This window comes from Prosthecobacter sp. Pr1 (assembly GCF_057652315.1).
Map to the genome: position 1 here is coordinate 506,037 of NZ_JBYFBS010000002.1, position 20,636 is coordinate 526,672.

22 protein-coding genes and 1 tRNA gene are annotated in these 20,636 nt (G+C 60.3%); 16 read left to right on the forward strand and 7 right to left on the reverse strand.

Features of this window, described 5'->3' with window-relative positions:
• Positions 1 to 7 precede the first annotated feature (7 nt).
• From AC24GY_RS04900 to prmC, 3 genes are all read left to right on the forward strand, one after another.
• Complete coding sequence (locus AC24GY_RS04900; protein WP_487680791.1) at positions 8 to 1,246, forward strand: dihydrolipoamide acetyltransferase family protein; 1,239 nt, start codon at positions 8 to 10, stop codon at positions 1,244 to 1,246.
• A gap of 79 nt (positions 1,247 to 1,325) precedes the next feature.
• On the forward strand, positions 1,326 to 1,904 hold the full coding sequence (locus AC24GY_RS04905; protein WP_487680793.1) for a 5-formyltetrahydrofolate cyclo-ligase: 579 nt from the start codon (positions 1,326 to 1,328) through the stop codon (positions 1,902 to 1,904).
• 60 nt (positions 1,905 to 1,964) lie between these two features.
• Positions 1,965 to 2,831, forward strand: a complete 867-nt coding sequence (gene prmC, locus AC24GY_RS04910; protein WP_487680795.1) for a peptide chain release factor N(5)-glutamine methyltransferase — start codon at positions 1,965 to 1,967, stop codon at positions 2,829 to 2,831.
• On the opposite strand, the gene AC24GY_RS04915 is transcribed toward prmC, so the two are convergent.
• Complete coding sequence (locus AC24GY_RS04915) at positions 2,826 to 4,271, reverse strand: hypothetical protein (RefSeq protein ID WP_487680797.1); 1,446 nt, start codon at positions 4,269 to 4,271, stop codon at positions 2,826 to 2,828. The genes prmC and AC24GY_RS04915 overlap by 6 nt on opposite strands.
• A 180-nt stretch (positions 4,272 to 4,451) precedes the next feature.
• Positions 4,452 to 5,156 carry a zinc ribbon domain-containing protein gene (locus AC24GY_RS04920; protein ID WP_422319812.1) on the reverse strand — a complete coding sequence of 235 codons (705 nt, stop codon included), beginning with the start codon at positions 5,154 to 5,156 and terminating at the stop codon, positions 4,452 to 4,454.
• A gap of 181 nt (positions 5,157 to 5,337) precedes the next feature.
• Here AC24GY_RS04920 and AC24GY_RS04925 point away from each other — a divergent pair, with 181 nt between their 5' ends.
• Positions 5,338 to 6,249, forward strand: coding sequence for a nucleotidyltransferase family protein (locus tag AC24GY_RS04925; protein WP_487680799.1), 912 nt, complete (start codon positions 5,338 to 5,340; stop codon positions 6,247 to 6,249).
• A 9-nt stretch (positions 6,250 to 6,258) separates the two neighbouring features.
• Here the strand turns inward: AC24GY_RS04925 and AC24GY_RS04930 are convergent, their stop codons facing one another.
• Together AC24GY_RS04930 and rsmD are read right to left on the reverse strand one after the other, a co-directional pair.
• Positions 6,259 to 7,584 carry a 3-deoxy-D-manno-octulosonic acid transferase gene (locus AC24GY_RS04930; protein ID WP_487680801.1) on the reverse strand — a complete coding sequence of 442 codons (1,326 nt, stop codon included), beginning with the start codon at positions 7,582 to 7,584 and terminating at the stop codon, positions 6,259 to 6,261.
• The gene (rsmD, locus tag AC24GY_RS04935) at positions 7,565 to 8,146 is read right to left on the reverse strand and encodes a 16S rRNA (guanine(966)-N(2))-methyltransferase RsmD (RefSeq protein WP_487680803.1); all 582 of its coding nucleotides are present in this window, start codon (positions 8,144 to 8,146) and stop codon (positions 7,565 to 7,567) included. Before rsmD ends, AC24GY_RS04930 begins: the two co-directional genes overlap by 20 nt.
• 231 nt (positions 8,147 to 8,377) lie before the next feature.
• Between rsmD and AC24GY_RS04940 the strand changes: the two genes are divergently transcribed.
• From AC24GY_RS04940 to AC24GY_RS04950, 3 genes are all read left to right on the forward strand, one after another.
• Positions 8,378 to 8,941: a cupin domain-containing protein gene (locus AC24GY_RS04940; protein WP_487680805.1), complete on the forward strand. Its 564-nt coding sequence runs from the start codon at positions 8,378 to 8,380 to the stop codon at positions 8,939 to 8,941.
• A gap of 192 nt (positions 8,942 to 9,133) precedes the next feature.
• On the forward strand, positions 9,134 to 9,454 hold the full coding sequence (locus tag AC24GY_RS04945; RefSeq protein ID WP_487680807.1) for a nucleotidyltransferase domain-containing protein: 321 nt from the start codon (positions 9,134 to 9,136) through the stop codon (positions 9,452 to 9,454).
• Positions 9,435 to 9,815 (forward strand): HEPN domain-containing protein, encoded by a 381-nt coding sequence (locus tag AC24GY_RS04950; protein WP_487680809.1) that lies wholly within the window; start codon positions 9,435 to 9,437, stop codon positions 9,813 to 9,815. The genes AC24GY_RS04945 and AC24GY_RS04950 overlap by 20 nt, the downstream gene beginning before the upstream one ends.
• A gap of 331 nt (positions 9,816 to 10,146) precedes the next feature.
• On the opposite strand, the gene AC24GY_RS04955 is transcribed toward AC24GY_RS04950, so the two are convergent.
• Positions 10,147 to 11,280: an outer membrane protein assembly factor BamB family protein gene (locus tag AC24GY_RS04955; RefSeq protein WP_487680811.1), complete on the reverse strand. Its 1,134-nt coding sequence runs from the start codon at positions 11,278 to 11,280 to the stop codon at positions 10,147 to 10,149.
• 51 nt (positions 11,281 to 11,331) lie between these two features.
• On the opposite strand from AC24GY_RS04955, the gene AC24GY_RS04960 reads away from it, so the two are divergent.
• On the forward strand, positions 11,332 to 11,880 hold the full coding sequence (locus AC24GY_RS04960) for a hypothetical protein (protein WP_487680813.1): 549 nt from the start codon (positions 11,332 to 11,334) through the stop codon (positions 11,878 to 11,880).
• Positions 11,881 to 11,913: 33 nt separating this feature from the next.
• Here AC24GY_RS04960 and AC24GY_RS04965 read toward each other — a convergent pair whose 3' ends face one another.
• The gene (locus AC24GY_RS04965; RefSeq protein ID WP_487680815.1) at positions 11,914 to 12,801 is read right to left on the reverse strand and encodes a peptidylprolyl isomerase; all 888 of its coding nucleotides are present in this window, start codon (positions 12,799 to 12,801) and stop codon (positions 11,914 to 11,916) included.
• 130 nt (positions 12,802 to 12,931) lie between these two features.
• Between AC24GY_RS04965 and AC24GY_RS04970 the strand changes: the two genes are divergently transcribed.
• The 5 genes from AC24GY_RS04970 (at position 12,932) to AC24GY_RS04990 (ending at position 18,015) form a co-directional block, all read left to right on the forward strand.
• Complete coding sequence (locus AC24GY_RS04970) at positions 12,932 to 13,891, forward strand: D-alanyl-D-alanine carboxypeptidase family protein (RefSeq protein WP_487680817.1); 960 nt, start codon at positions 12,932 to 12,934, stop codon at positions 13,889 to 13,891.
• A 69-nt stretch (positions 13,892 to 13,960) separates the two neighbouring features.
• Complete coding sequence (locus AC24GY_RS04975) at positions 13,961 to 15,178, forward strand: hypothetical protein (protein ID WP_487680819.1); 1,218 nt, start codon at positions 13,961 to 13,963, stop codon at positions 15,176 to 15,178.
• 111 nt (positions 15,179 to 15,289) lie between these two features.
• Entirely contained in the window at positions 15,290 to 16,618 is a 1,329-nt protein-coding gene (locus AC24GY_RS04980; protein WP_487680821.1) for a DUF1501 domain-containing protein, read from the forward strand.
• A gap of 372 nt (positions 16,619 to 16,990) precedes the next feature.
• Positions 16,991 to 17,578 carry an RES family NAD+ phosphorylase gene (locus AC24GY_RS04985; protein WP_487680823.1) on the forward strand — a complete coding sequence of 196 codons (588 nt, stop codon included), beginning with the start codon at positions 16,991 to 16,993 and terminating at the stop codon, positions 17,576 to 17,578.
• Between the two features lie 89 nt (positions 17,579 to 17,667).
• Positions 17,668 to 18,015: a hypothetical protein gene (locus tag AC24GY_RS04990; RefSeq protein ID WP_422319799.1), complete on the forward strand. Its 348-nt coding sequence runs from the start codon at positions 17,668 to 17,670 to the stop codon at positions 18,013 to 18,015.
• A 55-nt stretch (positions 18,016 to 18,070) separates the two neighbouring features.
• Here the strand turns inward: AC24GY_RS04990 and AC24GY_RS04995 are convergent, their stop codons facing one another.
• Positions 18,071 to 18,955, reverse strand: a complete 885-nt coding sequence (locus AC24GY_RS04995) for a prenyltransferase/squalene oxidase repeat-containing protein (RefSeq protein WP_487680825.1) — start codon at positions 18,953 to 18,955, stop codon at positions 18,071 to 18,073.
• A 109-nt stretch (positions 18,956 to 19,064) separates the two neighbouring features.
• Here AC24GY_RS04995 and AC24GY_RS05000 point away from each other — a divergent pair.
• The 3 genes from AC24GY_RS05000 (at position 19,065) to AC24GY_RS05010 (ending at position 20,631) form a co-directional block, all read left to right on the forward strand.
• A tRNA-Leu gene (locus tag AC24GY_RS05000) sits at positions 19,065 to 19,149 on the forward strand.
• A 49-nt stretch (positions 19,150 to 19,198) separates the two neighbouring features.
• Positions 19,199 to 19,873, forward strand: a complete 675-nt coding sequence (locus AC24GY_RS05005; RefSeq protein ID WP_422321123.1) for a ubiquinone/menaquinone biosynthesis methyltransferase — start codon at positions 19,199 to 19,201, stop codon at positions 19,871 to 19,873.
• Between the two features lie 275 nt (positions 19,874 to 20,148).
• On the forward strand, positions 20,149 to 20,631 hold the full coding sequence (locus AC24GY_RS05010; RefSeq protein ID WP_422321122.1) for a hypothetical protein: 483 nt from the start codon (positions 20,149 to 20,151) through the stop codon (positions 20,629 to 20,631).
• Positions 20,632 to 20,636 lie beyond the last annotated feature (5 nt).

Consider the following 20,636-nt stretch of genomic DNA (forward strand, 5'->3'; position numbering starts at 1 on the left):
TTCCGTCATGCGCACCATTCCCATCTTGATGCCTCAGCTTGGCGAGTCCATCGCCGAAGCCACCATCATTCGTATTTTGGTCGAGCCCGGTCGTGTGGTTGAGGCGGGCTGTGATCTCTTTGAAGTCGAGACGAACAAGGCCACCATGGCCGTCACCGCGCCATGCGCCGGCACCATTGGCCAGATCGTGGCCACTGCGCAGACCAGCTACGCCGTCGGCTCCACGCTCGCCGCTTTTGAGATCACCTTGGAAAATGCCCAGTCGCTGGGTCTGACGGATGAGCCCAAGCCTGCGGCCTCAACGCAGAGCGCTTCCCGCGCTGGCTCAGAAGAAGTGGAGAACCTCCACTTCAAGATCAGCGACAACGACGTCATCTCCACGCGCCAGCCTACCGTCGAGCCTGTTGTGGGAGGCCTGCCGGTGCCTGCCGGCGCCACGGGTGCCAGCTACATTTCTCCACGCATGCGTGCCCGCATGCTGGAGCTGGGTCTGAACGCCTCCGACCTCGCCGGCGTGCCCGGCACGGGTGCAGGCGGCCGTGTGACCGTCGAAGATTTTGAAGCCTTCCTGCGTGCGCTGGAGCAGCACCGCATGACGCCGGCCTCGCCCATGCGCATCGCCGTGGCGGATTCCATGCGCCGCAGCTGGACGCGCCCGCTCGCCACTGTGGGAAGTCCCATCATGCTGGATGCCATGCTCGCGCATCGTAAAAAGACCGATCCCAAGCCCGGCCCCGCGCTCTACGTCATTCGCGCCCTTGCCTTGGCGCTGGCTGAAAACACCGCGTTCGCAGGACGCTTGGTGGGCAATCGCATCGTACATCCGCTCGCCATCGACATCGGCTTCGCCGTGGAAGTGGATGACGGCGTCATGGTGCCCACCCTGCGTGAAGTGGAAAAGACCCCGCTCGTCAAACTCGTGCCTACGTACAACAAGCTCGTCGAGCAGGCCCGTGCACGCCGTTTACCGAATGATGTGAAGCGTCCCGGCATCGCCACCGTGACCAATTTTGGCACCTTCGGCATCGTGTGGGCCACTCCCATTCCGCTGCCCGAGCAGAATCTCGTTCTGGGCCTTGGTGCCGGCAGCAAAGTGCCGCACTGGAGTGAGGAAGTGAACATGTTCATCCCCGTCACGGAAGCCGAACTGACGCTGAGCTTTGACCATCGCGTGCTCGATGGTGGCGGCGCCGGCCGCCTGCTCAAACGTGTGGCCGAACTGCTGCAGAAACCCGAACTGCTCTGAGGTACGACAGACACTCCTGTCTGTCGGCCAGCGCCCCCGCCAGCTGCCAAGCGTTCCATTCATCCCAACCGCGAACGCCATGCACGACAAACCCACGCTGCGCCAGGCCATGCGGGAACGCCTGCGTGCCATGGACGAAGCTGCTCGCAGTGAGGCGAGTGTGCACATCGCTGCCCACCTCAAGCACCTCGCCGCCACCTGGCCTGCCGGTGTCACCGTGGCGCTCTTTGGAGGTCTCAAGAACGAACCTGATCTCGTGACGCATCTGCTGCCTGCCTTGCACGCACAAGGAGTCCGCACCTGCTTCTTCCAAATCGAACATCAGGCGCTTCAGCCGCGGCAGGTGCGTTCCATGGAGGATCTGCATCGCGGCCAGATGAACGTCTGGGAGCCGAATCCGCAATGTCCGCACATCGACATCGCTGAGCTCGATATCATCCTCGTTCCCGGTCTCGCCTTCACCCATGATGGGAAACGACTTGGGCGTGGTGGTGGCTACTATGACCGCCTGCTGGCTCATCCCCAATGCCGCGCCGAACGCATCGCCGTGGCCTTCGATGTCCAGATTGTGGATCACATCACCGTCGAGTTTCACGATCAGCACATCCATCAAATCATCACGGAATCCGGCTTGATCCAGCCTGCTGCGTCTGATTAGTGAGCATCCGTGGTTGATGGCATTGATTCCAGCCATTCGGCATTCGTCATTTCTCCTCTCATGAAGCTCATTCTCGAAATCGTCAGCTCCGGCACCGCCTATCTGGAGAAACGCAAGATCGACGAAGCCCGGCTGAACATGGAGCATCTGCTGGCCCATGTCCTGGGGTGTCGTCGGCTGGATCTCTACCTGCGCTTCAGCGAGCCCGTGCCGGAGGAGGATCTCGTAATGCTGCGCGAGTTGCTGCGCCGCCGTGGGGAAGGGGAGCCGCTGCAGCACCTGCTCGGCACCGTTGAATTCTGCGGCCATGAATTTGTGAGCGATCACCGCGCCCTGATCCCTCGTCCGGAAACGGAAACGCTGGTGGAACTCGTGCTCAAAAAATGTGCCACCGCACCTGCACGCGTGCTCGACATGGCCACCGGTTCCGGCTGCATCGGGCTCAGCTTGTCCAAAGCCTGGCCGTTCAGCGAAGTCATCCTGGCAGACATCAGCGAAGACGCCCTCGACCTCGCCCGTCTCAATGCCTCGCGCCTCAGTGCCAACGTCAAACTTCTGCGCAGCGACCTCTTCGAAAAGATCACCGGCAGCTTCGACGTCATCGTTGCCAATCTTCCCTACATCCCCAGTGCCGAGATTCCGACACTCAGCGCTGAAGTCAAACGCGACCCCATCCTCGCTCTCGATGGCGGACCTGATGGCCTGCGAATCGTGGAGCGGTTTCTGAATGATGCGCTGCCGCATCTCAACTCAGGGGCGCTCATCGCGCTCGAAGTGGGGCATGATCAGGGGGCGCCGGTAGCGACGCGTTGCACCGAGCTCGGCTATCTGAATGCCAGCACAGCGGCAGATCTGGCGGGGATTCACCGGTTTGTGTTTGCGAATGCACCCACCAATGAGCCTGTGACTCCCGACACCGATCTATAGTTCCCCCATCCCGCCACGCTTGATCCAGGCGTTGAGCGGTTCGAACTGGGAGACGTCGAGAGTGATGCCGCAGCCGAAGGGAGCAGTGTTCACGCTCTGAAGATCCAGCCTGCCATTTTCGATGATCAAAGACGCGAAGCCCTGGGCGTGGCGGTGGTACAATCCGGCATGGGTGGTGAGCGCGGCGTCCTGCGTGGCGGCGGAGTGCATGCTGAGGCCGCGGAAGTAGTGGTGGCCGTTGCGCTCCACGTGGGTGACACCGAGCAGGGCCATGACGCTGAGGTCCTGCAGCAGGGCCACAGGGCCGACGTTGGCGAGGTCTTCGCCGCTGAGGATGGGGCCGCCGAGAATGTGCGGGGTGCGCTTCTTGAGCAGCGCGGCATTGGCGAGACCTTTGACGATGCCTTTGCAGTTCTTGTGGCTGGTGCCGCGATAGCCGAGATCGAGGGCGCGTGGCAGATCGCCGAGGGAGCCGTCGCTTTCGTCAATGATCATGCCGGGGCCTTCGGTCCATGATTGCAGGGTCGCGGCCACATCATCGTTCAGAGCTTGTGAACGATGCAGCGGCTGCTCGATGAGGAGCAAGTTTTGGAACAGCGGTGCCAGTGCGGCATCGGCACTGAGCGTCGCGTAGAATTCGCGGAAGGCGGCGAGGTCGTAGAACTGCTCGTTGCCATCGAGAGTGGCGTGGAAGCCGGAGCTGCAGTTCGCGGTGATGATGCGGGTGATTTCGCGCAGGCGTGGCAGGTCGGTCTCGGGTTTGCCGCAGACTTTGATTTTGAAGTAGCGCAGGCCGTATGCGCGGATGTTTTCCTCCAGCGTGTAGGGCAGGCCATCGTCCAGGGTGCCATCGGCGGCGCTGAGAGGATCGCCGAGGCCGACGGTGTGGCGTGCATTCAGATGCGTCAGAGGTGCAGGTGCGATGACATCCTCCACGCGCATGCCGCGCAGTTCTTCGCGCACGGCACCGAGATCAATGCCGAGCACATCGGAGCGCAGCACGGCGTGCAGGGGCTGGCCCAGCGCTTTGCATAGGCCGTCGAGCACGGAGCGCTCGATCAAACTCACGCCCAAGTTGGCGAGCAGGGAAGGGACCTCTTTGACCTTCGCCCAGTTGCTTTGTTCGGCGTAGAGGTTCTGCCACCAGGCGAAGAAGCCCGTGGGTTTTTCTGCGGCGAGCCGGGCGATGCGTGAGGCGTTCTGAATGACGGCGATCATCTCCGCGAGATCGAGCTCGAAGGGCGTGTCCGGATTCTTGGTGAACCACTTCGGCGGCAGGCCTTCGCTGGCGAGTCCGCTCACGGCTTTGCCATCCACGACCAGATTCGCCGTCACGAAGAGGTGCGGCAGCGCGTTCATGCTGGCGATGCCGTACTTGAACGGGAACCGCGTGTGCATGGGCAGCACGTGGAAGTGGAAGGACTCGAGGGTGAAGGTCATGGAAAGGAAAAGACCTTTCAATGGTCATGCGGTCAAGGAGTCAAGAGGTGGCGAAATCGATCTCGTTTTCCTGTTCATCCTCGATCATGCCGCTCCGCTACCATCGACTGACACCGTTGCGCAGTGAATCCGGCGCTGAGGGCCAGCGCCGCGAGAGTGAAAAAGACTGCTCGTTCCGGCTTACTCCACCAGATACAAAATACGTCCACAAGCTTCACACTGCGTGAGCTTTTCCGACTGCTTCAGGGACTGGATGACCCCGACGACCACCTTCATGTGGCAGCCGCCGCACATGGCGTTTTCCATCGGCACGATGGCGGCATCGCCTTTTTTGGTGAAGATGCGGGTGTAAAGATCAAGGGCATCAGGATCGATCGGTTCGGCCAGTTTGGCGCGTTCGGCGTTGAGATCGTCGAGGCGCTTTTTCACGCCCACACCCCGCTCTTCCAGATTTTTCAGTTCCTCGTTCACGCGGACCTGGGTGGCAGCCAGCTTGGCTTGCGCCTCCTTCAGCTTCTCCTTGGCGGCTTCGAGGGCTTCCATCTGCTCCAGTTCGCCATCTTCCAACTTGGTCACATCGGCCTCGTAGCGTTTGATTTCATGACCGAGGGCGGCGAATTCGTCGTTCTTGCGCGTCTCGAACTGCTGGTCCTGCAGGCGCTTGATGGAGGTCTGGCGCGTCTGGACATCGAGCTGAATGTTTTTGATCTTCACCTCGACTTCCTTCATGGCCAGATTCGCGGCATCCACGGCGGCCTGATCTCCCGCGAGCTGCATTTTGGCCCGGGTTTGCATCGTGGGGATGTCCTTGAGGTCTTTCTGCAGGGCACGAATGCGCTGGTCACGTTCCTGAAGCTGAATGAGTTTCGTGATGTCTTGAAGCATGTGCATGGATGTAAGCCGAAACGGCGAAGGAGCACAAGCTCTCTATTGTCGGGTTCGGTGCGGGTTTTGGCCACTTGCCCCGCGGCGGGGCTGCCTCGAACTTCGAACTGCTTGACCTGACCCTTACCCGGCGAAAAGGTACACCCCTTTTATTTCCTTCACTCCCTCAATCCATTCCCTCGTGAAACCCACTCTTCTCATCCTCGCTGCCGGCATGGGCAGCCGTTACGGCGGCCTCAAACAACTCGATGCGATGGGACCTGCGGGCGAGGTGGTGCTGGATTACTCCGTCTTTGATGCGATCCGCGCCGGCTTCGGCAAGGTGGTGTTCGTCATCCGCCGTGACTTTGAGGAGCTCTTCCGCACCCAGATCGGCTCCAAGTATGCAGGCCGCATCGCCGTGGACTACGCGTTTCAGGATCTGCACGATCTCCCCGCCGGATTCACCGTGCCGGAAGGCCGCTCCAAGCCATGGGGCACCGCGCACGCGCTGCTCGCTGCCGAGAAGGTGGTGAATGAGCCCTTCCTCATGATCAATGCCGATGACTTCTACGGCCAGGACGCCTTCAAAAAGATCGCCGCAGATCTCATCCAGCCTCGTCCGCAGGACGGCAAAAGCCACTGGTCCATGGTGGGTTTCTACCTGAAGAACACCCTCTCCGATCACGGCAGCGTGTCCCGTGGCGTCTGCACCTGCGATGCCAATGGAATGCTGAGCACCGTCTTGGAAATGACCAAGATTTTCAAATGCGACACCGGTGCGGAAAACCGCGAGGTGGAGGGCGCTTACGTCCCGCTCACCGGCAATGAAGTCGTGTCGATGAATTTCTTCGGCTTCACTCCTGACATCTTCGCGCACCTGCGCACCGCCTTCGCCGCCTTCCTTGCCGAGCGCGGCACCGAGCTCAAATCCGAGTGCTACGTGCCCGCTCAGGTCGATGCCCTCATTGCCGCCGGCAAAGCCGATGTGCGTGTCCTCGAAACCACCGGCAAGTGGTTCGGCGTCACCTATCCTGAAGACAAGGCGGAAGTCGTCGCGAGCATCCGCGCGCTGATTGATGCGGGTGAGTACCCGCAGTCGCTCTGGGGCTGAAGCTCTCGCCTAGTTTGGCAGCAACCGCTCCACGCTCCGCATCGTCGCTCCTTCGTGAATCTTGAGCGCATCATGGCCTGCCTGCGCCATGCGCGCTGCTTTGGCTTGATCCTGCAGCAGTGTGCGGCAGGCGGATTCCAGCTCTGCAAAATCCGCGACCTGTTGCGCGCCACCGTGCTTGAGCAGCAGATCCACCAGCGGTGTGAAGTTTTCCATGTGCGGGCCAAAGAGCACCGGCTTCTGCGCCAGCGCGGCTTCGGCGGGATTCTGGCCGCCTTCAGCGAGGAAGCTCTTCCCCACCACCACCAGCGTGGCGAGATGCTGCCACGCGGCGAGTTCGCCCGTGGTGTCGATCAGCAAGACGGGCGCACTGGCATCCACGCGTGAATTGGGCACGCTGCGTAGGGCAGGGGAGATGCCGATGCTTTGCAAATCAGCGCTGATTTCCGCACGCCTTTCGACATGGCGCGGCACGATGAGCAGCGCGAGATTGCGCACCTGTTCGCGCAGACGCAGGAAGACGCGGGCGAGTTCGATCTCCTCTCCCGCATGCGTGCTGGCGGCGAGCAGCGTGGGCTGTGCCTCGGCAATGCCGGCGAGAGCGCGCACCGCATGCAGTTCCTCGATTTTGATGGCTGGCACGACTGCACCTTCAGGATCGTATTTGATGCTGCCGGTGAGATGGATGCGCTCTGCATCGACCCCAAAGCCCTGCCAGCGTGCGACGTCGTCGGCCTCTTGTACAAGGACCTGCTTCAGCATGCGAAAGATCGGCCCGATGAACCAGCTGAACTTGCGGTAGCGGCGCTCGCTGCGCGGAGAAAGCCGTGCATTGACCAGTGAAATGGGAATGCCGAGGCGTGAGGCGGAGGCCGTGAGGTTGGGCCACACTTCCGCCTCGACGAGCACCAGTTGCGTGGGCTGAATGCGCTCCAGTATGAGACGACCAACGCCCGGCAGATCAATGGGACTGTAAATGGCCACCACGCGTCCTGCATGCTGCGTCGCCAGCTCTTCAGCTAACGCATATCCCGTGGGCGTCGTCGTGCTGAGCACGATGCCGAGGTTGGCGTTGGTTTTCAGCAATCGGGTGATGAGCTTCTTTGCCACCCCCACTTCACCCACGCTCACCGCATGCATCCAGAAGCGTTCGCGCTGGGGCAGGGCATTGATGGCGGCCTGGGTCTCACGGGGAAAGAAGCCGAAGCGCTGGGCGAGATCCTGCCAGCGGCCATTGCGGCGGCGCATCTTGCGGATGGCTCCCGGCAGCATCAGCACGAGCCCCAAAGGCAGCGCCAGATTGTAGAGAGTGAGGCTAAGCGCTTTCGATGCCATGCGGAAGTTTGCGCAGCCAGACGATGCGGGTGGAGCCGTAATTGCGATCAGTCAGCACCTCCCAGCCGGGCCAGCTTTTCGTTTCGCGGTTGAAGTGGTGACTTTCCAAAATGAGGTGGCTCTCCGCGTGCAGCAGCGCAGGCAGAGATTCTTCGGCCAGAAGTTTGGCCACGAAGTCGGTGTCCTCATCGCAGTGAGTATAGGGCGGATCGGCGAAGATGAGATCGAACTGCTTGCCGTCTTTTTCCAGCAGCGGCAGCATGCGGAAGACATCGCTGTGGCGCACCGTGGCACCTGTGAGGCGGGTCTTGGCAATGTTCCGGCGGATGACCTCGCAGGCGCCCTTGTTTTCATCCACAAACACCGCCGATACCGCGCCCCGGCTCAGGCATTCCAGGCCGATGGCCCCTGTGCCGGCAAACAAATCCAGCACGTGCGCGCCCTGAACGAGTTCCCCGAGCATCGAGAACACAGCCTGCCGCACCCGATCCTGCGTGGGCCGGGTGACGGTTTTGGGGACTTCGAGAGCGAGCCCTCCTGCACTGCCAGAAATGATACGCACCCAGTTCCTTTAGCGGCGGGCGGAAGGGATGCAAGAAGGGGCTGCAGCGGGAGGGATGGACAATGGAAAAACATCTGATGGCAGGGGCTGTCGAATCGTCGTGTGCTCTGGCTGCTTGCCGGTTCGCCTTTAGCCTAAGCAAAGAATCAGCCAAGCAGCCAAATCAGGCTTCCGCCACACGAGTTTTCTCGACAATAGGCGATTTGGCTATTATTGTTAAAGATGGAAAATATGGAAAAATCTCTTCATTCGCCATTTGGGTTCAACGACAGCGCCCCTGCTCATACCGCGAACCGGAAGCCCAGCACCTTCCCCCTGATTCAGACGGGATCCATCCATCAGCAAGACCTCCAGCTGGCACCCATCAATCCCGATTGGATTCTGGAGGGCAACCCGATTGCCCGGGCCACCACCCTGGCGATCGCAGCGGACAACACACTTTCCTGCGCGGTCTGGGAGTGCCAGGCGGGCAAATTTAAGTGGGTGTTTGGTCTGGATGAGATTGTGCAGATTCTGGAAGGCGAGGTGGTGATCGAAGAACAAAACCCGGGCCGCAAGGTCCACACCCTGCGCGCCGGTGACACGGCCCTGTTTCAGGATGGAATGACCACCCTGTGGACGGTGCCCAAATACGTGAAAAAGTTCGCCATTCACCGTACCATTCCCCGCTCCTTCGTCTGGCGCCTCAAACGCAAAATGCGTCACCTTTTAGGGCTGGTGACAAAGGCTGGCATGGGCTGCTACGGGGCCATGATCCACTTTGAGGCTGCCGTGGAGACGCTGAGCATGGCGTGATTCGTCAAGAGAGCGCGAAGAACCTCGCCTGCCGCATCCGATCCTTCGGTATCCCTTGGTCGTGAGGGCTTTCATTGTCAGGGCAATGAATGGATGGCCTTCAGCGAGAAGTGGTCCACACTCTCCGTGTGCGGTTTCCGCCGGGTGGACACAGCGATTTGACCCGGCTGCCAAACCGTCTATTCTCCCCACATGATTCCGATGGGCGACATCCAGCGCTACTGCGACGGCATTGCTGCTGCATTCAAACCGCAGCGCATCATCCTCTTCGGTTCTTATGCCTATGGCAAACCCACAGAGGAGTCGGATGTGGACGTGATGGTGGTGATGCCAAAGCGGCGCTACCGCCGTGACCTTGACACCCGTGTGCGTCGCAAGGTGCCTGCGGGCTTTCCCGTCGATGTGCTGGTGGAGCCGGATGACAAACTGGCGCGTCGTGTTGCTGACCGGGAAAGTTTCATTTTGGATGTTACTCAACGAGGCAAGATCATGTATGAAGGCAGCCACGAGTGAATGGATCAAAAAGGCCGAGTCGGACTATCAACTGGCCGTGTCACTGATGCGTCGGCGCAAGCCGCCCGTAAGGGATCAAGCCTGCTTCCTCTTTCAGCAGGCGTCTGAAAAATACCTCAAAGCAAGGCTGGAGGAGGCGGGAGCGAATGTTCCCAAGACGCATGATTTGGAGATGCTGATCCAGTTGTTGAGCCCTGTCGAACCGCTGTGGACCTCCCTTGTTTCCTCTGCGCAACAGCTCACGCGTTATGCAGTGAGGTTTCGGTATCCGGGATATGAAGCTACCGCCCAGGAAATGAAAACAGCCCAGAAGGATGCCAAAGCAATCCGACAAGAAGCACGGCTTGCGTTGGGGCTGTAATGGCGCAGTGAGATGGGGACGAAAGACGAAAAACTATCGCCATAGAGGGAGGAGTTTTGTTACCCAGATTAGTGCATCTGGACCGTGAATGGCACATCCTATTGCGAGAAGTGGACGAGTCAGTGAACTGAGAATCGCTGGCAGGTGTGGTCCCAGCGTTTCGATGTAGCGCCGATGCTGCTCAGGTGTCCAAGGGCGATGTTCCGTTTCCGATTTTGAGATGCGTGGTCTCTTCATGGAAAAGATAGGCGGAACTCATGGGGCAAAGTCAAACGAAAATTTGGCTCTTTGTTTTTGAATAGCATTCCGCCATGAAAAAGCAGTCTGCGGCTCACTTCCCATTCTTAAACACATACAGCACCCCGTCATCCGCTCCAAACAGCACGTAGTTCCCGGCAACTGCCGCTGACGTCTTCACCGGGGCACCGATTTCGTTGTGCCACACCTCTTTCCCTGTCTTGAGGTCGAGGGCGTAAATGTACCCATCATCGCAGCCGAAGAGGGCCACTTTCCCTGCGCAAATCACGGCGCTGCTGTCGATGCGATCACGTGCGCGAAATTCCCAGAGCTGCGCGCCGGTGACGCGGTCGATGGCATGGAAGCGTTTGTCGCGGCCGCCGACATAGACGCCCTTTTCCCAGATGGCGGGTGCTGCGTAGTACTCGAAGTCGCGCTCGCCGTATTCCCAGACCTTGGTGCCGTCGGCGATGCGGTAGGCGCCGACGCGGTTGCCGTAGTGGCTGACATAGATGACGCCGTCAGCGATGGCGACGTTGTTGCCGATGTAGGCTCCCACTTCGATCTGCCGCTCTTCCTTGCCGGTCTTCACGTCATGCACATGCAGCACGCTGTCGCAGCCGCCGAAGACGACCTTGCCATCGCCAACGGCGGAGCCGCCATTGATGTAGTAGCCGGTTTCAGCGGCCCACTCCTTGACGCCCGTTTTGGCATCGAGGCAGTAGATGGAATAGTCGTAGCTGCCGATGATGATTTTCTGCGCCTTGGTTTCGGGATTCGTCCAGACATTGGCGGCGGCGTGGATTTCGGCCTGCGTTTCAAACTTCCAGACTTCTTTGCCGGTGTCGGCGTTCCTGGCGTACACGAAGCCATCCTGGCAGCCCACGACGACGAGTTCACCCGCAAAAGCGGCGGCTCCGTCAAAGGCCCCCTTGGCCTCGGCCTTCCAAATCTCTTTGCCGGTGGCGAGGTCGAGGCAGAAGAATTTGCCGTCCTTGCTGCCCAGATAGACCTTGCCGCTGCGCACGACGGCGCTGGAGACGAGCATCTCGGGCTGCCCCTTCGGCTTGTCCATGAGCTTGAACTGCCAGGCCAGCTCCAGCGGGAACTTCAGTTCGACGGGGGAGGTGCCTGTCATGGCCGCGTTGCCACGGGAGTCCGGCCATTCCGCCGTTTGGGCATGCAGAAGGGCGGGGAGGAGGAGGCAGAGGAAAAGCGAGGAACGCATGAGTTTGGACTGTGAAACTGCCATGGTGTGCGCTTTGTTGCAAACAAGCCGATGTCTGATCACGATCTCCAACAGCCGCCGCCCATTCCGCCTGACTTGCGGTGTGAGTATGAGGAGCGTCCGTTTCAGAACTGCACGCGCTGCGGCGAGTCCCTGCCGGACTTCCCCGGGGGCTTTCAAATCTCCAAGGCCTACAAGCGCGGTGAATGCGTGATGGAGTATGCGCTGTGCGATCACTGCCGCTCGCAGATGATGGAGGAGTTCTCCCAGGAGTCCAAGAAGCGGCTGGCGCAGTTTCAGGACGAGCAGGTGACGCTGGAGCGCGGCCTGGAATCGTGTGCAGTGTGCAATGCGCGGCGCGATGCCCCGGGCATGGATGATTTTGTGATCACCGGCGTGTGCGAAGGAATCTCCCTGCTGCACAGCGTGATGATCTGCGGCAAGTGTGGCGACACCGTGCAGGGCTTTATCTCCGTGAAAACGCGCGACACCTGGCGGCGCTTTGTGGATGACAATTTCCCCGGACCACCGCCCATGGACTCGCTGCCGGAACCGGTGGCGATTTATCGCACTCCGGTGTCGGTGATCTCCAAGTCGTGATCGGGGCGGAACTGGAGTTCATCCAGCTCGTGCTCAATGCCCGCAGCTCTCTCCTTCAGGATTGGTGTCTTCCACCTTGGCGGTGGCTTTGAGCTCCTCGAGCAGGGCGTTGAATTTTTTGTCGCGGTATTCTTCAAGGAAGCGGTTTCTCACGTCAGCCTTCACTTCATCAAACGGACGCGCCACGGATGGGCGGCGACCTGTCACCGTGCACACATGGAAGCCGAGCTGGGTGTTGAAGACAGGGCTGATCTCTCCCTCGCCCATGGAGAAGGCGATGGTTTCAAACTCCTCCATGAACTCGCCGCGCTTGAACCAGCCGAGGTCAATCTGCTGCTGGTCGCCAGAGCGATGTTCTTCCGCGAGCTTGGCGAAGTCAGCCCCGGCAAGAAGCTGGGAGCGCACATCGCGCATCGCTTGATAGATCTCCTGACGGCTGGTCGCACCTGAGAGGCCTTTGGTGATGTGGGAGGCCTGGATCTCCTCGTCGGTCATGTAGTGCTTGAGATTGGCCTCGTAGCAGGCCCGCAGCTCGGCCTCGGTCGGCTCCGGCTCAGGGGCGTAGATTTCCTGCAGCGTTTTGTCCAGCCGGACCCCGCCTGCCACGTTCTCGCGGACGAGCGCCTCGTCTTTGACCTGCATGCCGATGTTCATGTAGAACTGCATTTCGCCACCGGCCTCGTCGATGAGCTTGGTAAGGCGTGCCGTGACATCCTCTTCGGAGACCTCGGGATGGCGGCGGCGGCTCTCCTGGCCCAGGAGGGCGCGTGAGATGAGGTTGTCCTTGGCGATGCCGCGGAATTCTGGGTCACGCTCACAGCAGGCCACCTGGAGGGTGCGTTCGTAGTGACTTTTGATGTGGCGGAATTCCGCTTCAATGATTTCGTCGTCGATGTGTTCGCCGTTGATGATTAGTGCCATATGGGCCGAACATGGAGCGCGGCGCGGAGGGCGCAAGGTTTGACAACAAACCCTGGGTGGCCTAGATGCAGCGCGCCATGGTTGCTTGGCCCGGCATGAAAACTGCGGGCTGGTCTGGCGTTCCTTCACGATGATGAGATTGATCCACTTTTTGATGACAGGGGCGGCCGCAGGGCTGCTGGCAAGTTGTGCCGAACAGGGAGTGGTGCGTGCCATTCCGGTCGCACCGAATACGCAGCACATGTACGCCGAGGGCGACAGTGCGCAGATCATGCCCGTGATGCTGCCAGAGCGGCCCATGCTCGTGGCCACCTCAGGACCCGCGATCCGTGCCTCCTCCTACCTGCTGCTGGATGCGCGCACCGGGCAGCACCTGGCGGGGCGCAGTTTTGAAACCGCACGTGGGGTGGCCAGCACACAAAAGCTGGTGACCGCCTTGGTGGTGCTGGATGCGGGAAATCTGGACAAGATGGTGCGGATTCAGGCCTCCGACGTGGCCGTGGAGCCGACTCGGCTGGGCATCAAGCCGGGGGAGGTGTACTCGCGCCGGGAACTGCTCTATGCCTTTTTGGTGAAGAGCGCGAACGATGTGGCCAATGCTCTGGCGCGTGACAACGCGGGCAGCATCAGCGCCTTCACGGCCAAGATGAATGCCAAGGCGCGCGCGCTGGGCTGCGCGAACTCCAATTTCAAAAACCCGCACGGCCTCACCGTGGGCGGGCAGTACTCCACGGCACGCGACATGGCCCGGGTGGCGATGGCGGCGTATCGCAATGCGGTGATCCGTGATGTGGTGCGGCGGAAGTATTTCAGCTTCCGGCGTGCGGACGGGCGTGTGGTCACGCTCACAAACACCAATGAACTGCTGGGCGCCATGCCCGAATGCAACGGCATGAAAACCGGCTACACCGTGGCCAGCGGGCGCTGTTTGATCTCCAGTGCCGCCAGTGGCGGGCGGGAAGTGATCCTGGTGCAGCTCGGCACCAAGACGAAGTACATCTGGGAGGACGCCCGCATCATGATGAGCTGGGGATTGCAGCGGCTGCGCTCCAGTGGCGCCTTCACCGCGGATGCTTGGACGGGAAATTGACCAACCACAAGTTGCGGCGGTTCAATCCAGCCGCCAGAGTGCCCACCCTTCATCAACGTCCAGCCAAGAATGCCGGCCACCATCCTCGTTTGCCCTCACTGCGAAAAAACTGTCGAAATCCAGGTTTCTTCAGTGACGCGCTCACGCCCCTGTCCTGAGTGCGGGCAGATGGTGATGCTGCAGATGGCGGAGAAGACCACCAAGACGAAGCGCCGTGCGCTGCTGATGACGCAGAATGAGCCGACCAGCGCAGCACCCGCTCCGAGTTCGAGTCCGGCTGCTTTTCAGGAACCGCAGCCGCTGCCCGGGGATGCCTTTGACCGCATGCGCATGGATCCTGAGATCCAGCAGTTTCGGCGGAAGTTGATGATTGGCGCGGGTGTGGTGGGCGTCATCGTGGTCCTGCTTGTGGTCTGGAGCTTGATGCCTTCACCGGCCAAGAAAACTGAATCGCTTGCTTCCAAGCTGGCCAAAGCGGGGGATTCGAAAGCGCAGAATGAGAACGGCGGGAAGATGGTGCTGCCGCCTGACGTGGCGCTGATGCAGCCTGAAGAGCCGCTGCCCCAGGTGAATTCTGGCAATCTGGTGTTTCGCCCACCCGGCAGTGAGAACCTCAAAACCGCCAGCGCCCTGCCCAAAGTCACAGGCGGAGACCTGGCGAAGCTGGCTGCCGCAGAGGAAGTGATCGGGAAGTTTCTGGAAACTCCCACTTGGAAACAGCGTGTGCTGCTGGTGCGCGACCGCCTGCGCGTGGCACCGCTGATGAGCCTCTACTATTCAAAAAATGCGGATGGCCCGCAGGCGTTTGATTCCATCGTCGAAGCGACGGAACTCTCCCCCAAGTTCAGCCAGCATGTGGTGGTTTTCGAAGGTGGTGGCCGGCGCGTTGCCACGGTGGAGCACTCTGCGGCGGGGCCGCGTGTGGACTGGGAGTCCTTCGTGGGCGCAGGTGAGATGGGCTGGTCGGATTTCCTTGAATTGAAGCAGGCCGCCCCCACGCTCTTTCGGGTGCTCGTTTCTCCTGCGGGTCACTTTGAAAATCAGTTTGGTGATCCCTCCAAGCTCCAGTGCTACAGCCTGCGCAACATTTCCGAACCCGGGGCCAAAGTGGTCTATGGCTATACCGACAAGGGCGCTGCGATCACCAAGGCGCTGGATTACCAGCTGCAACTGAGTGAGGACGCCACCGTGCCGATGATTCTGCGGCTTAAATTTCCTCCGGATGCTCCGGTTGATTTCCAAGTGTGGATCAGTGAACTGGTGCAGGCTGGCTGGGTGACCCCCTGATTGTGCGAAACCACGATTTGTGTCATTTTTCGCAAGATATGCAAGAACCCCGGGGGGGACCCGTATTTCCTCTCGAATCCAGCAACAACACCCCTCCTTCACTTTATGAAAATGCACTCACTCTGCCAAGGCAATCACCTTGATTTGCGCTCCGGTGCCAGCCGTCGTGACTTCCTCTATGTCGGCATGCTCGGCGGCCTCGGCCTGACATTGCCTGAGATGCTGCGCCTGCAGGCTGCGCAGGTCATGCCTGAAGTGGAAACCTTCAAGCCCGTCGCTGACTCGATCATTCACATCTACCTCCCAGGTGGCATGGCACAGCATGAGTCCTGGGATCCGAAGCCCTTTGCCTCGCCTGACTATCGCGGCCCGTTCACCCCGATCAAAACTTCCATCCCCGGCGAATACGTCGGTGAGAAGTTCGCGAACATCGCCAAGATCATGAACAAGCTCACCGTCATCCGTTCCATGACGCACGGTGAAGCCGCTCATGAGCGTGGCACGCACAACATGTTCACCGGCTACCGTCCAAGCCCGGCGATCAAGTTCCCAAGCTTCGGCTCCGTCATTTCCCACGAGCAGGGCAGCCGCAACAACCTGCCTCCTTATGTGGTGGTGCCAAACATGGTCGCTCCTGATCAGGGCACCGGCTACATGAGCAGCGCCTTCGGTCCCTTCGCCCTCGGCAGCGATCCTGCTGACAAAGGCTTCACCGTTCGCGATCTCCTCACCCCGAAAGACGTGGATGAGAAGCGCTTTGACCGCCGCCGCAACCTTCTGGGCACCGTGGACGAGCACTTCAAAAACGTGGAAAAAGCCGACTCCATCAGCGCCATGGACAGCTTCTATCAGGCCGCCTATGGCCTGATCAGCAGCAAGCAGGCCCGTGAAGCCTTCGACCTCACCAAGGAGTCCGACAAACTGCGTGACGAATACGGCCGCAACACCGCCGGTCAGCGCTTCCTGCTGGCCCGCCGTCTGGTTGAAGCCGGTGTCCGCATGGTGTCCGTCAACTACGGTGGCTGGGATCACCACTCCAACATCAAGGACGCCTTCACCGGTCAGGCTCCGAACTTCGATCAGGCCTTCGCCCGCCTCATCACCGACCTCGCTGATCGCGGCATGCTCAAGCGCACGCTCGTCATGGTCAGCTCCGAATTCGGCCGCACACCGAAGATCAACGGCACCAATGGTCGTGACCACTGGCCACGCGTGTTCTCCGTCGCCATGGCTGGTGGCGGCATGAAGGAAGGCTACATCCACGGTGCGTCTGACGCCCTCGGTGGTGAGCCCGACCGCGATGCGGTGGGTCCGGAAGATCTTGCCAAGACCATGTATCGCCTCCTCGGCATCAACAGCGAGAAGCGCATCATGGCCGACGGCGGTCGCCCGATCGACATCGTCAACGGCGGTCGCATCCTCACGGAAGCGCTCGCGTAATTCGAGGCTTCAGCAAAATATTCAGAGAACCCGGACAGCGATGTCCGGGTTTTTTGTGCCTGGGTACTGCGCCAGGCCTCCTCTCCTCTGTAATCGTCCTAGTCCTCCTGCTCGAACTCGTCCTTGATCCCAGATTGTTTCAGGCAATGCGGAGTTCGATCTATCCAGCGTACCCCTAGCGGTTTTCCCTCTCTCCGTCCATGACGAGGGATCATGCCCTTATCTTTCTTCGAGAAGAGGGAGTTTCAGGCACGCGCCGACAGCCTGGGATGACTTCTGCCCGAAGTCTGCCAGCGCATTTTGCGCTTAATTTGTTCAGCGTGGGCATAGCTATCTTGTAAAAGAACGCCAGTCAGACGACAGTACCCACCCGTGAAGACTACCGTTCACCCAGACAGCTCAAAACTGGAGCATCGGCTGAAAACCATCGGCAACACTTGTGATGTGAGCTGCAATGAGATGCTGTACCGCTTCGTCAATCCCACCTACTCAAAAGCCGCTGACATTACGAGCGGTGCCGGTGCCCTGCACTCCTCGGGCAGATGGCACACCAAGGGAGCTGCCAGATTGAGCTATACCGCGCTTACGCCGGAGACCGCACTGGCAGAAGCGCAGGCTCATGTGCGTTATTACGCGCTGCCGCCCAGCAAGGCTCTTCCTCGCACACTGGTGGCCCTCAAGTTCAAAGCCAGGCGCGTGCTTGATCTGCGGGACGGAAAGGTGCGCCGGATACTGCAACTCTCCGAAGACACCATTCGCCATCTGGACTGGCGGGTAGAGAACCAGTCGGGCCAGGAGTCCATCACACAGGCTTGGGGGAAAGCCTTCGCTGACACCGGTTTCGAAGCGGTCATCGTCCCGAGCGCCGCAGATTCCTCTGGCGTGAACGCACTCGTTTTCCCTGAAAATTTGCTACCGGGCAGCCAGTTTGAAGTGGATCAAGAAATGATATCGCCTTAACAATCCTGCAATTTTGCAGGATTGTTGTTGCGCGTCCCGGGCGTCAGAGGCATGGTTGTTTCATGAGAAGCGCTGCGACCCAGAAGCCCGTGACTTGGCAGCAGGCCAGGGAGAGCGGGACCGCGTTGTTCGTATGGCGCAGAAACATCGGTTTAAATCGGTGTGTCTTTGCGCGGCTATCCAATTTTTCGGAGCGGACCCTTGCCACCTATGAAAAGCAAAAAAAGCTTTCCGCTCCAGTGCAGGCGCAGGTCACAGAAGCCGTGCGCCTTGTGAAGGCATTGCTGGAATTGATCCCGGCGGAGGATCTGTCTGCATGGTTGCAAAAACCCAATCCAGGCTTCAAAGACCGCAGCCCGTGGACGCTGATCGAGAACGGTGAAAGAGATGTGATATGGGAGATGATCCATCAGACCCGCCACGGAGCCTTTGCGTGAACCCGTCTCTGAAGAACTTCAGCGGAAAAAGGCGGTAGCTGGAGCAGATGAGTATTCACGCCAGATGCCCCAGCGCCAGCATGCCGTAGTAGGTGTACTCGCAGTCCAGCATGTCATCGGTCCAGTTGCCGTGGAAGCCGCCGGTGGCATTCCAGAGTGAATCGACAAAGTCGAGGCAGGGTTCCTTGAGGCGGGAGTAATCCGCCTGCACGGCATCCAGAGCATGCAGGGCCACGGCGGTTGAGAGCAGGTCGGGCAGGGGAGCGGCGGGGAGGGCCAGGAAGCCACCTGCAGGCAGGCACTGGCGCATCAGCCAGTCCACGGCCTCAGCGGGCGGGGGTATGTCCATGTGGCGGTGCAGGGCCACTATGGCTGCCGTGGCTGTGGTGGAGCCCACGGGGATGCCGGGTTCGTTGGACCATGCGCCATCCGGTGTGCGCAGGCCGCCCATGCATTCCACCAGCCGCCAAGGCTCGGGCGGGATGCCGCCGAGATCTTGGTAAGCACCCCAGGCCAGCAGGCAGCCGTAGGCGCTGCCCTTGGCACGCTTGGGTGCCTGATGGTAGCCACCGTCCGGGCAGCGAAAGGCCTCAATGCGTGCCGCCAGCGCCTCACGCGAGGCCATGGGAAAATCTTGCATGCCGGCATTCGCCCAGCAGCGCGCGAGGCAGCACAGATGTACGAAATCCTGCCGCTCCCCATCTCCAAATGGAGCCAGCCATGGCCGCACATCGGGAATCGTGGCGGCATCCACGGACAGCGCCTGCAGGCCTTCCAGGCCAAACACGGTGTAGTAGAGATCCGGCTTGTCGTTGCGATCCAGGAAACCGCCCTCGGGGGACAGGCGCGAACGCAGGAAGGACTCCACCAGCTCCGCCGACTCACCGAGGAGTTTGGGGGCCAGGCGTGCGACTTGCAGCATCTCAAGACGAAAGGACATGCCACGCGACTTACCCGAAGCCCGCCATGTCGCCAGAAGAAAGTCATTTTCTCGCTTGAGTATTCTGCGGCTTGGTCAAAACTCTCGACCCGGTTAACCCGACTCCTTTGCTCACGTGGCGGAATTGGTAGACGCGCTAGATTCAGGTTCTAGTAAGTAACATTGTGCTGGTTCGAGTCCAGTCGTGAGCACCATCCAGCGGCAACAGTGCCGCCTCGGGTAACCGGTTAAACAGAAAGTCACATGCAAGACGCAGGATTCGTGAGGCAGGCATTTGCGGGAATCGCATCGCGTTATGTGCTGGCGAATCACGTCCTCAGTCTCGGCATCGATTGCCTCTGGCGGCGCACCACGGCCAAGCGCATCGCGGAACTGAAACCGCAGCGCGTTCTCGATCTCGCCACTGGCAGTGGAGATCTCGCCCAGGCCATCCAGGCCGCCTGCCCGCAGGCGAAAGTGCTGGGGGCAGATTTCTCGGTGCCCATGATGCGTGAGGCGCAGAAGCGTCAGTTCACCAGCCTCGTCGCCGCAGATGGACTCGCGCTGCCTTTTCAGGATGGTGTCTTCGATGTGCTCACGGTGGCCTTTGGCCTGCGCAACATGGCTTCCTGGCCTGCGGCCCTGAAGGAAATGAACCGCGTGCTGCGGCCCGGCGGTCGCTTGTTTGTGCTCGATTTTTCCATCCCGCGCATTCCCGGCATCCGGCAGTTGTACCTGTTTTATCTCAAGCAGATCATGACCCGTGTCGCCGGGTGGATCACTGGCAAACGCGAAGCCTACGTGTACCTCTGCGGTTCCATTGAGCGCTTTCCCTCCGGCCGTGAGATGGAGGCTTTGATTTGCGAGAATGGTTTCGCCAGTGCGAGTTCACGCCAGCTCACGCTTGGCATCGCTTCGCTATATGAGGCGGTGAAGTAGAGTTAGCCGCGCAAAGACAGAATAGCGCTGGGCGGTGTGGCGCACTTTCAGGCCGGAGCGCGGAGAAGAACGCGGAGCGTCTTGGAGTGCTCCAGTCCTCTGGAGCTTTTCGTAGGCCACGAGGCACTCGAAAGCGCCGGCGGACCGGCGCAGTCCAAAACGCATAGCGCAGGCGGTGACACGTTTTCAAACACGACCTAGGTTGTTCGTGCGTGCGGCACGCGAAGGCGCTTGCCTCGCAGTTGCAGAGCTTGTGATTGGAGTTATCCCTTCGCATGAACTGGCAGAAAGCTCGCAGGATTCTGGCCGGACTCGCCTTGGTCGCGAGTGTGTGGATGATGTCTGCAGCGCTGAAGATGGACTGGCTGTCTGCGGCCTTTCGGGTCATCGGGAGCATGCTGCTGCTCGTGACGACGGTGCTGCTGCTGGCTCCGGACACGGCTTTCAAGCTGGCGGAGTGGATTGCGAAGCCGTTCGCGGAGCTGTTCTTTCCTTCCGATGAGTTTGAGAAGCCGCCGCTGTCCTACAAGCTGGCGCGTCGCTACAGCCAGGAGCGCAAGGTGGAGGCTGCGGTGCAGGAGTATGAGAAGATCTTGTTTTATTATCCCGAGGAACGGGATGCGTATCTGGAGGTGATCGAGCTGGCGCAGCGTGTGCGGGATGAGGAACTGCGCGATAGGTTTGAAGGGCTCTTGAGGGAGAGGGACGAGGCGGAGGCTGCCAAGAGATCAAGGAGCCAGGATGAGGGCGAGGCTTGAGGTAG

Bases quoted from the DNA above. Each gene is read 5' to 3' on its own strand.
- AC24GY_RS04900 (WP_487680791.1), top strand. From the start codon at position 8: ATGCGCACCATTCCCATCTTGATGCCTCAGCTTGGCGAGTCCATCGCC.
- AC24GY_RS04905 (WP_487680793.1), top strand. From the start codon at position 1,326: ATGCACGACAAACCCACGCTGCGCCAGGCCATGCGGGAACGCCTGCGT.
- prmC (WP_487680795.1), top strand. From the start codon at position 1,965: ATGAAGCTCATTCTCGAAATCGTCAGCTCCGGCACCGCCTATCTGGAG.
- AC24GY_RS04915 (WP_487680797.1), bottom strand. From the start codon at position 4,271: ATGACCTTCACCCTCGAGTCCTTCCACTTCCACGTGCTGCCCATGCAC.
- AC24GY_RS04920 (WP_422319812.1), bottom strand. From the start codon at position 5,156: ATGCTTCAAGACATCACGAAACTCATTCAGCTTCAGGAACGTGACCAG.
- AC24GY_RS04930 (WP_487680801.1), bottom strand. From the start codon at position 7,584: ATGGCATCGAAAGCGCTTAGCCTCACTCTCTACAATCTGGCGCTGCCT.
- AC24GY_RS04940 (WP_487680805.1), top strand. From the start codon at position 8,378: ATGGAAAAATCTCTTCATTCGCCATTTGGGTTCAACGACAGCGCCCCT.
- AC24GY_RS04945 (WP_487680807.1), top strand. From the start codon at position 9,134: ATGATTCCGATGGGCGACATCCAGCGCTACTGCGACGGCATTGCTGCT.
- AC24GY_RS04950 (WP_487680809.1), top strand. From the start codon at position 9,435: ATGAAGGCAGCCACGAGTGAATGGATCAAAAAGGCCGAGTCGGACTAT.
- AC24GY_RS04955 (WP_487680811.1), bottom strand. From the start codon at position 11,280: ATGCGTTCCTCGCTTTTCCTCTGCCTCCTCCTCCCCGCCCTTCTGCAT.
- AC24GY_RS04960 (WP_487680813.1), top strand. From the start codon at position 11,332: ATGTCTGATCACGATCTCCAACAGCCGCCGCCCATTCCGCCTGACTTG.
- AC24GY_RS04965 (WP_487680815.1), bottom strand. From the start codon at position 12,801: ATGGCACTAATCATCAACGGCGAACACATCGACGACGAAATCATTGAA.
- AC24GY_RS04970 (WP_487680817.1), top strand. From the start codon at position 12,932: ATGATGAGATTGATCCACTTTTTGATGACAGGGGCGGCCGCAGGGCTG.
- AC24GY_RS04975 (WP_487680819.1), top strand. From the start codon at position 13,961: ATGCCGGCCACCATCCTCGTTTGCCCTCACTGCGAAAAAACTGTCGAA.
- AC24GY_RS04980 (WP_487680821.1), top strand. From the start codon at position 15,290: ATGCACTCACTCTGCCAAGGCAATCACCTTGATTTGCGCTCCGGTGCC.
- AC24GY_RS04995 (WP_487680825.1), bottom strand. From the start codon at position 18,955: ATGTCCTTTCGTCTTGAGATGCTGCAAGTCGCACGCCTGGCCCCCAAA.
- AC24GY_RS05005 (WP_422321123.1), top strand. From the start codon at position 19,199: ATGCAAGACGCAGGATTCGTGAGGCAGGCATTTGCGGGAATCGCATCG.
- AC24GY_RS05010 (WP_422321122.1), top strand. From the start codon at position 20,149: ATGAACTGGCAGAAAGCTCGCAGGATTCTGGCCGGACTCGCCTTGGTC.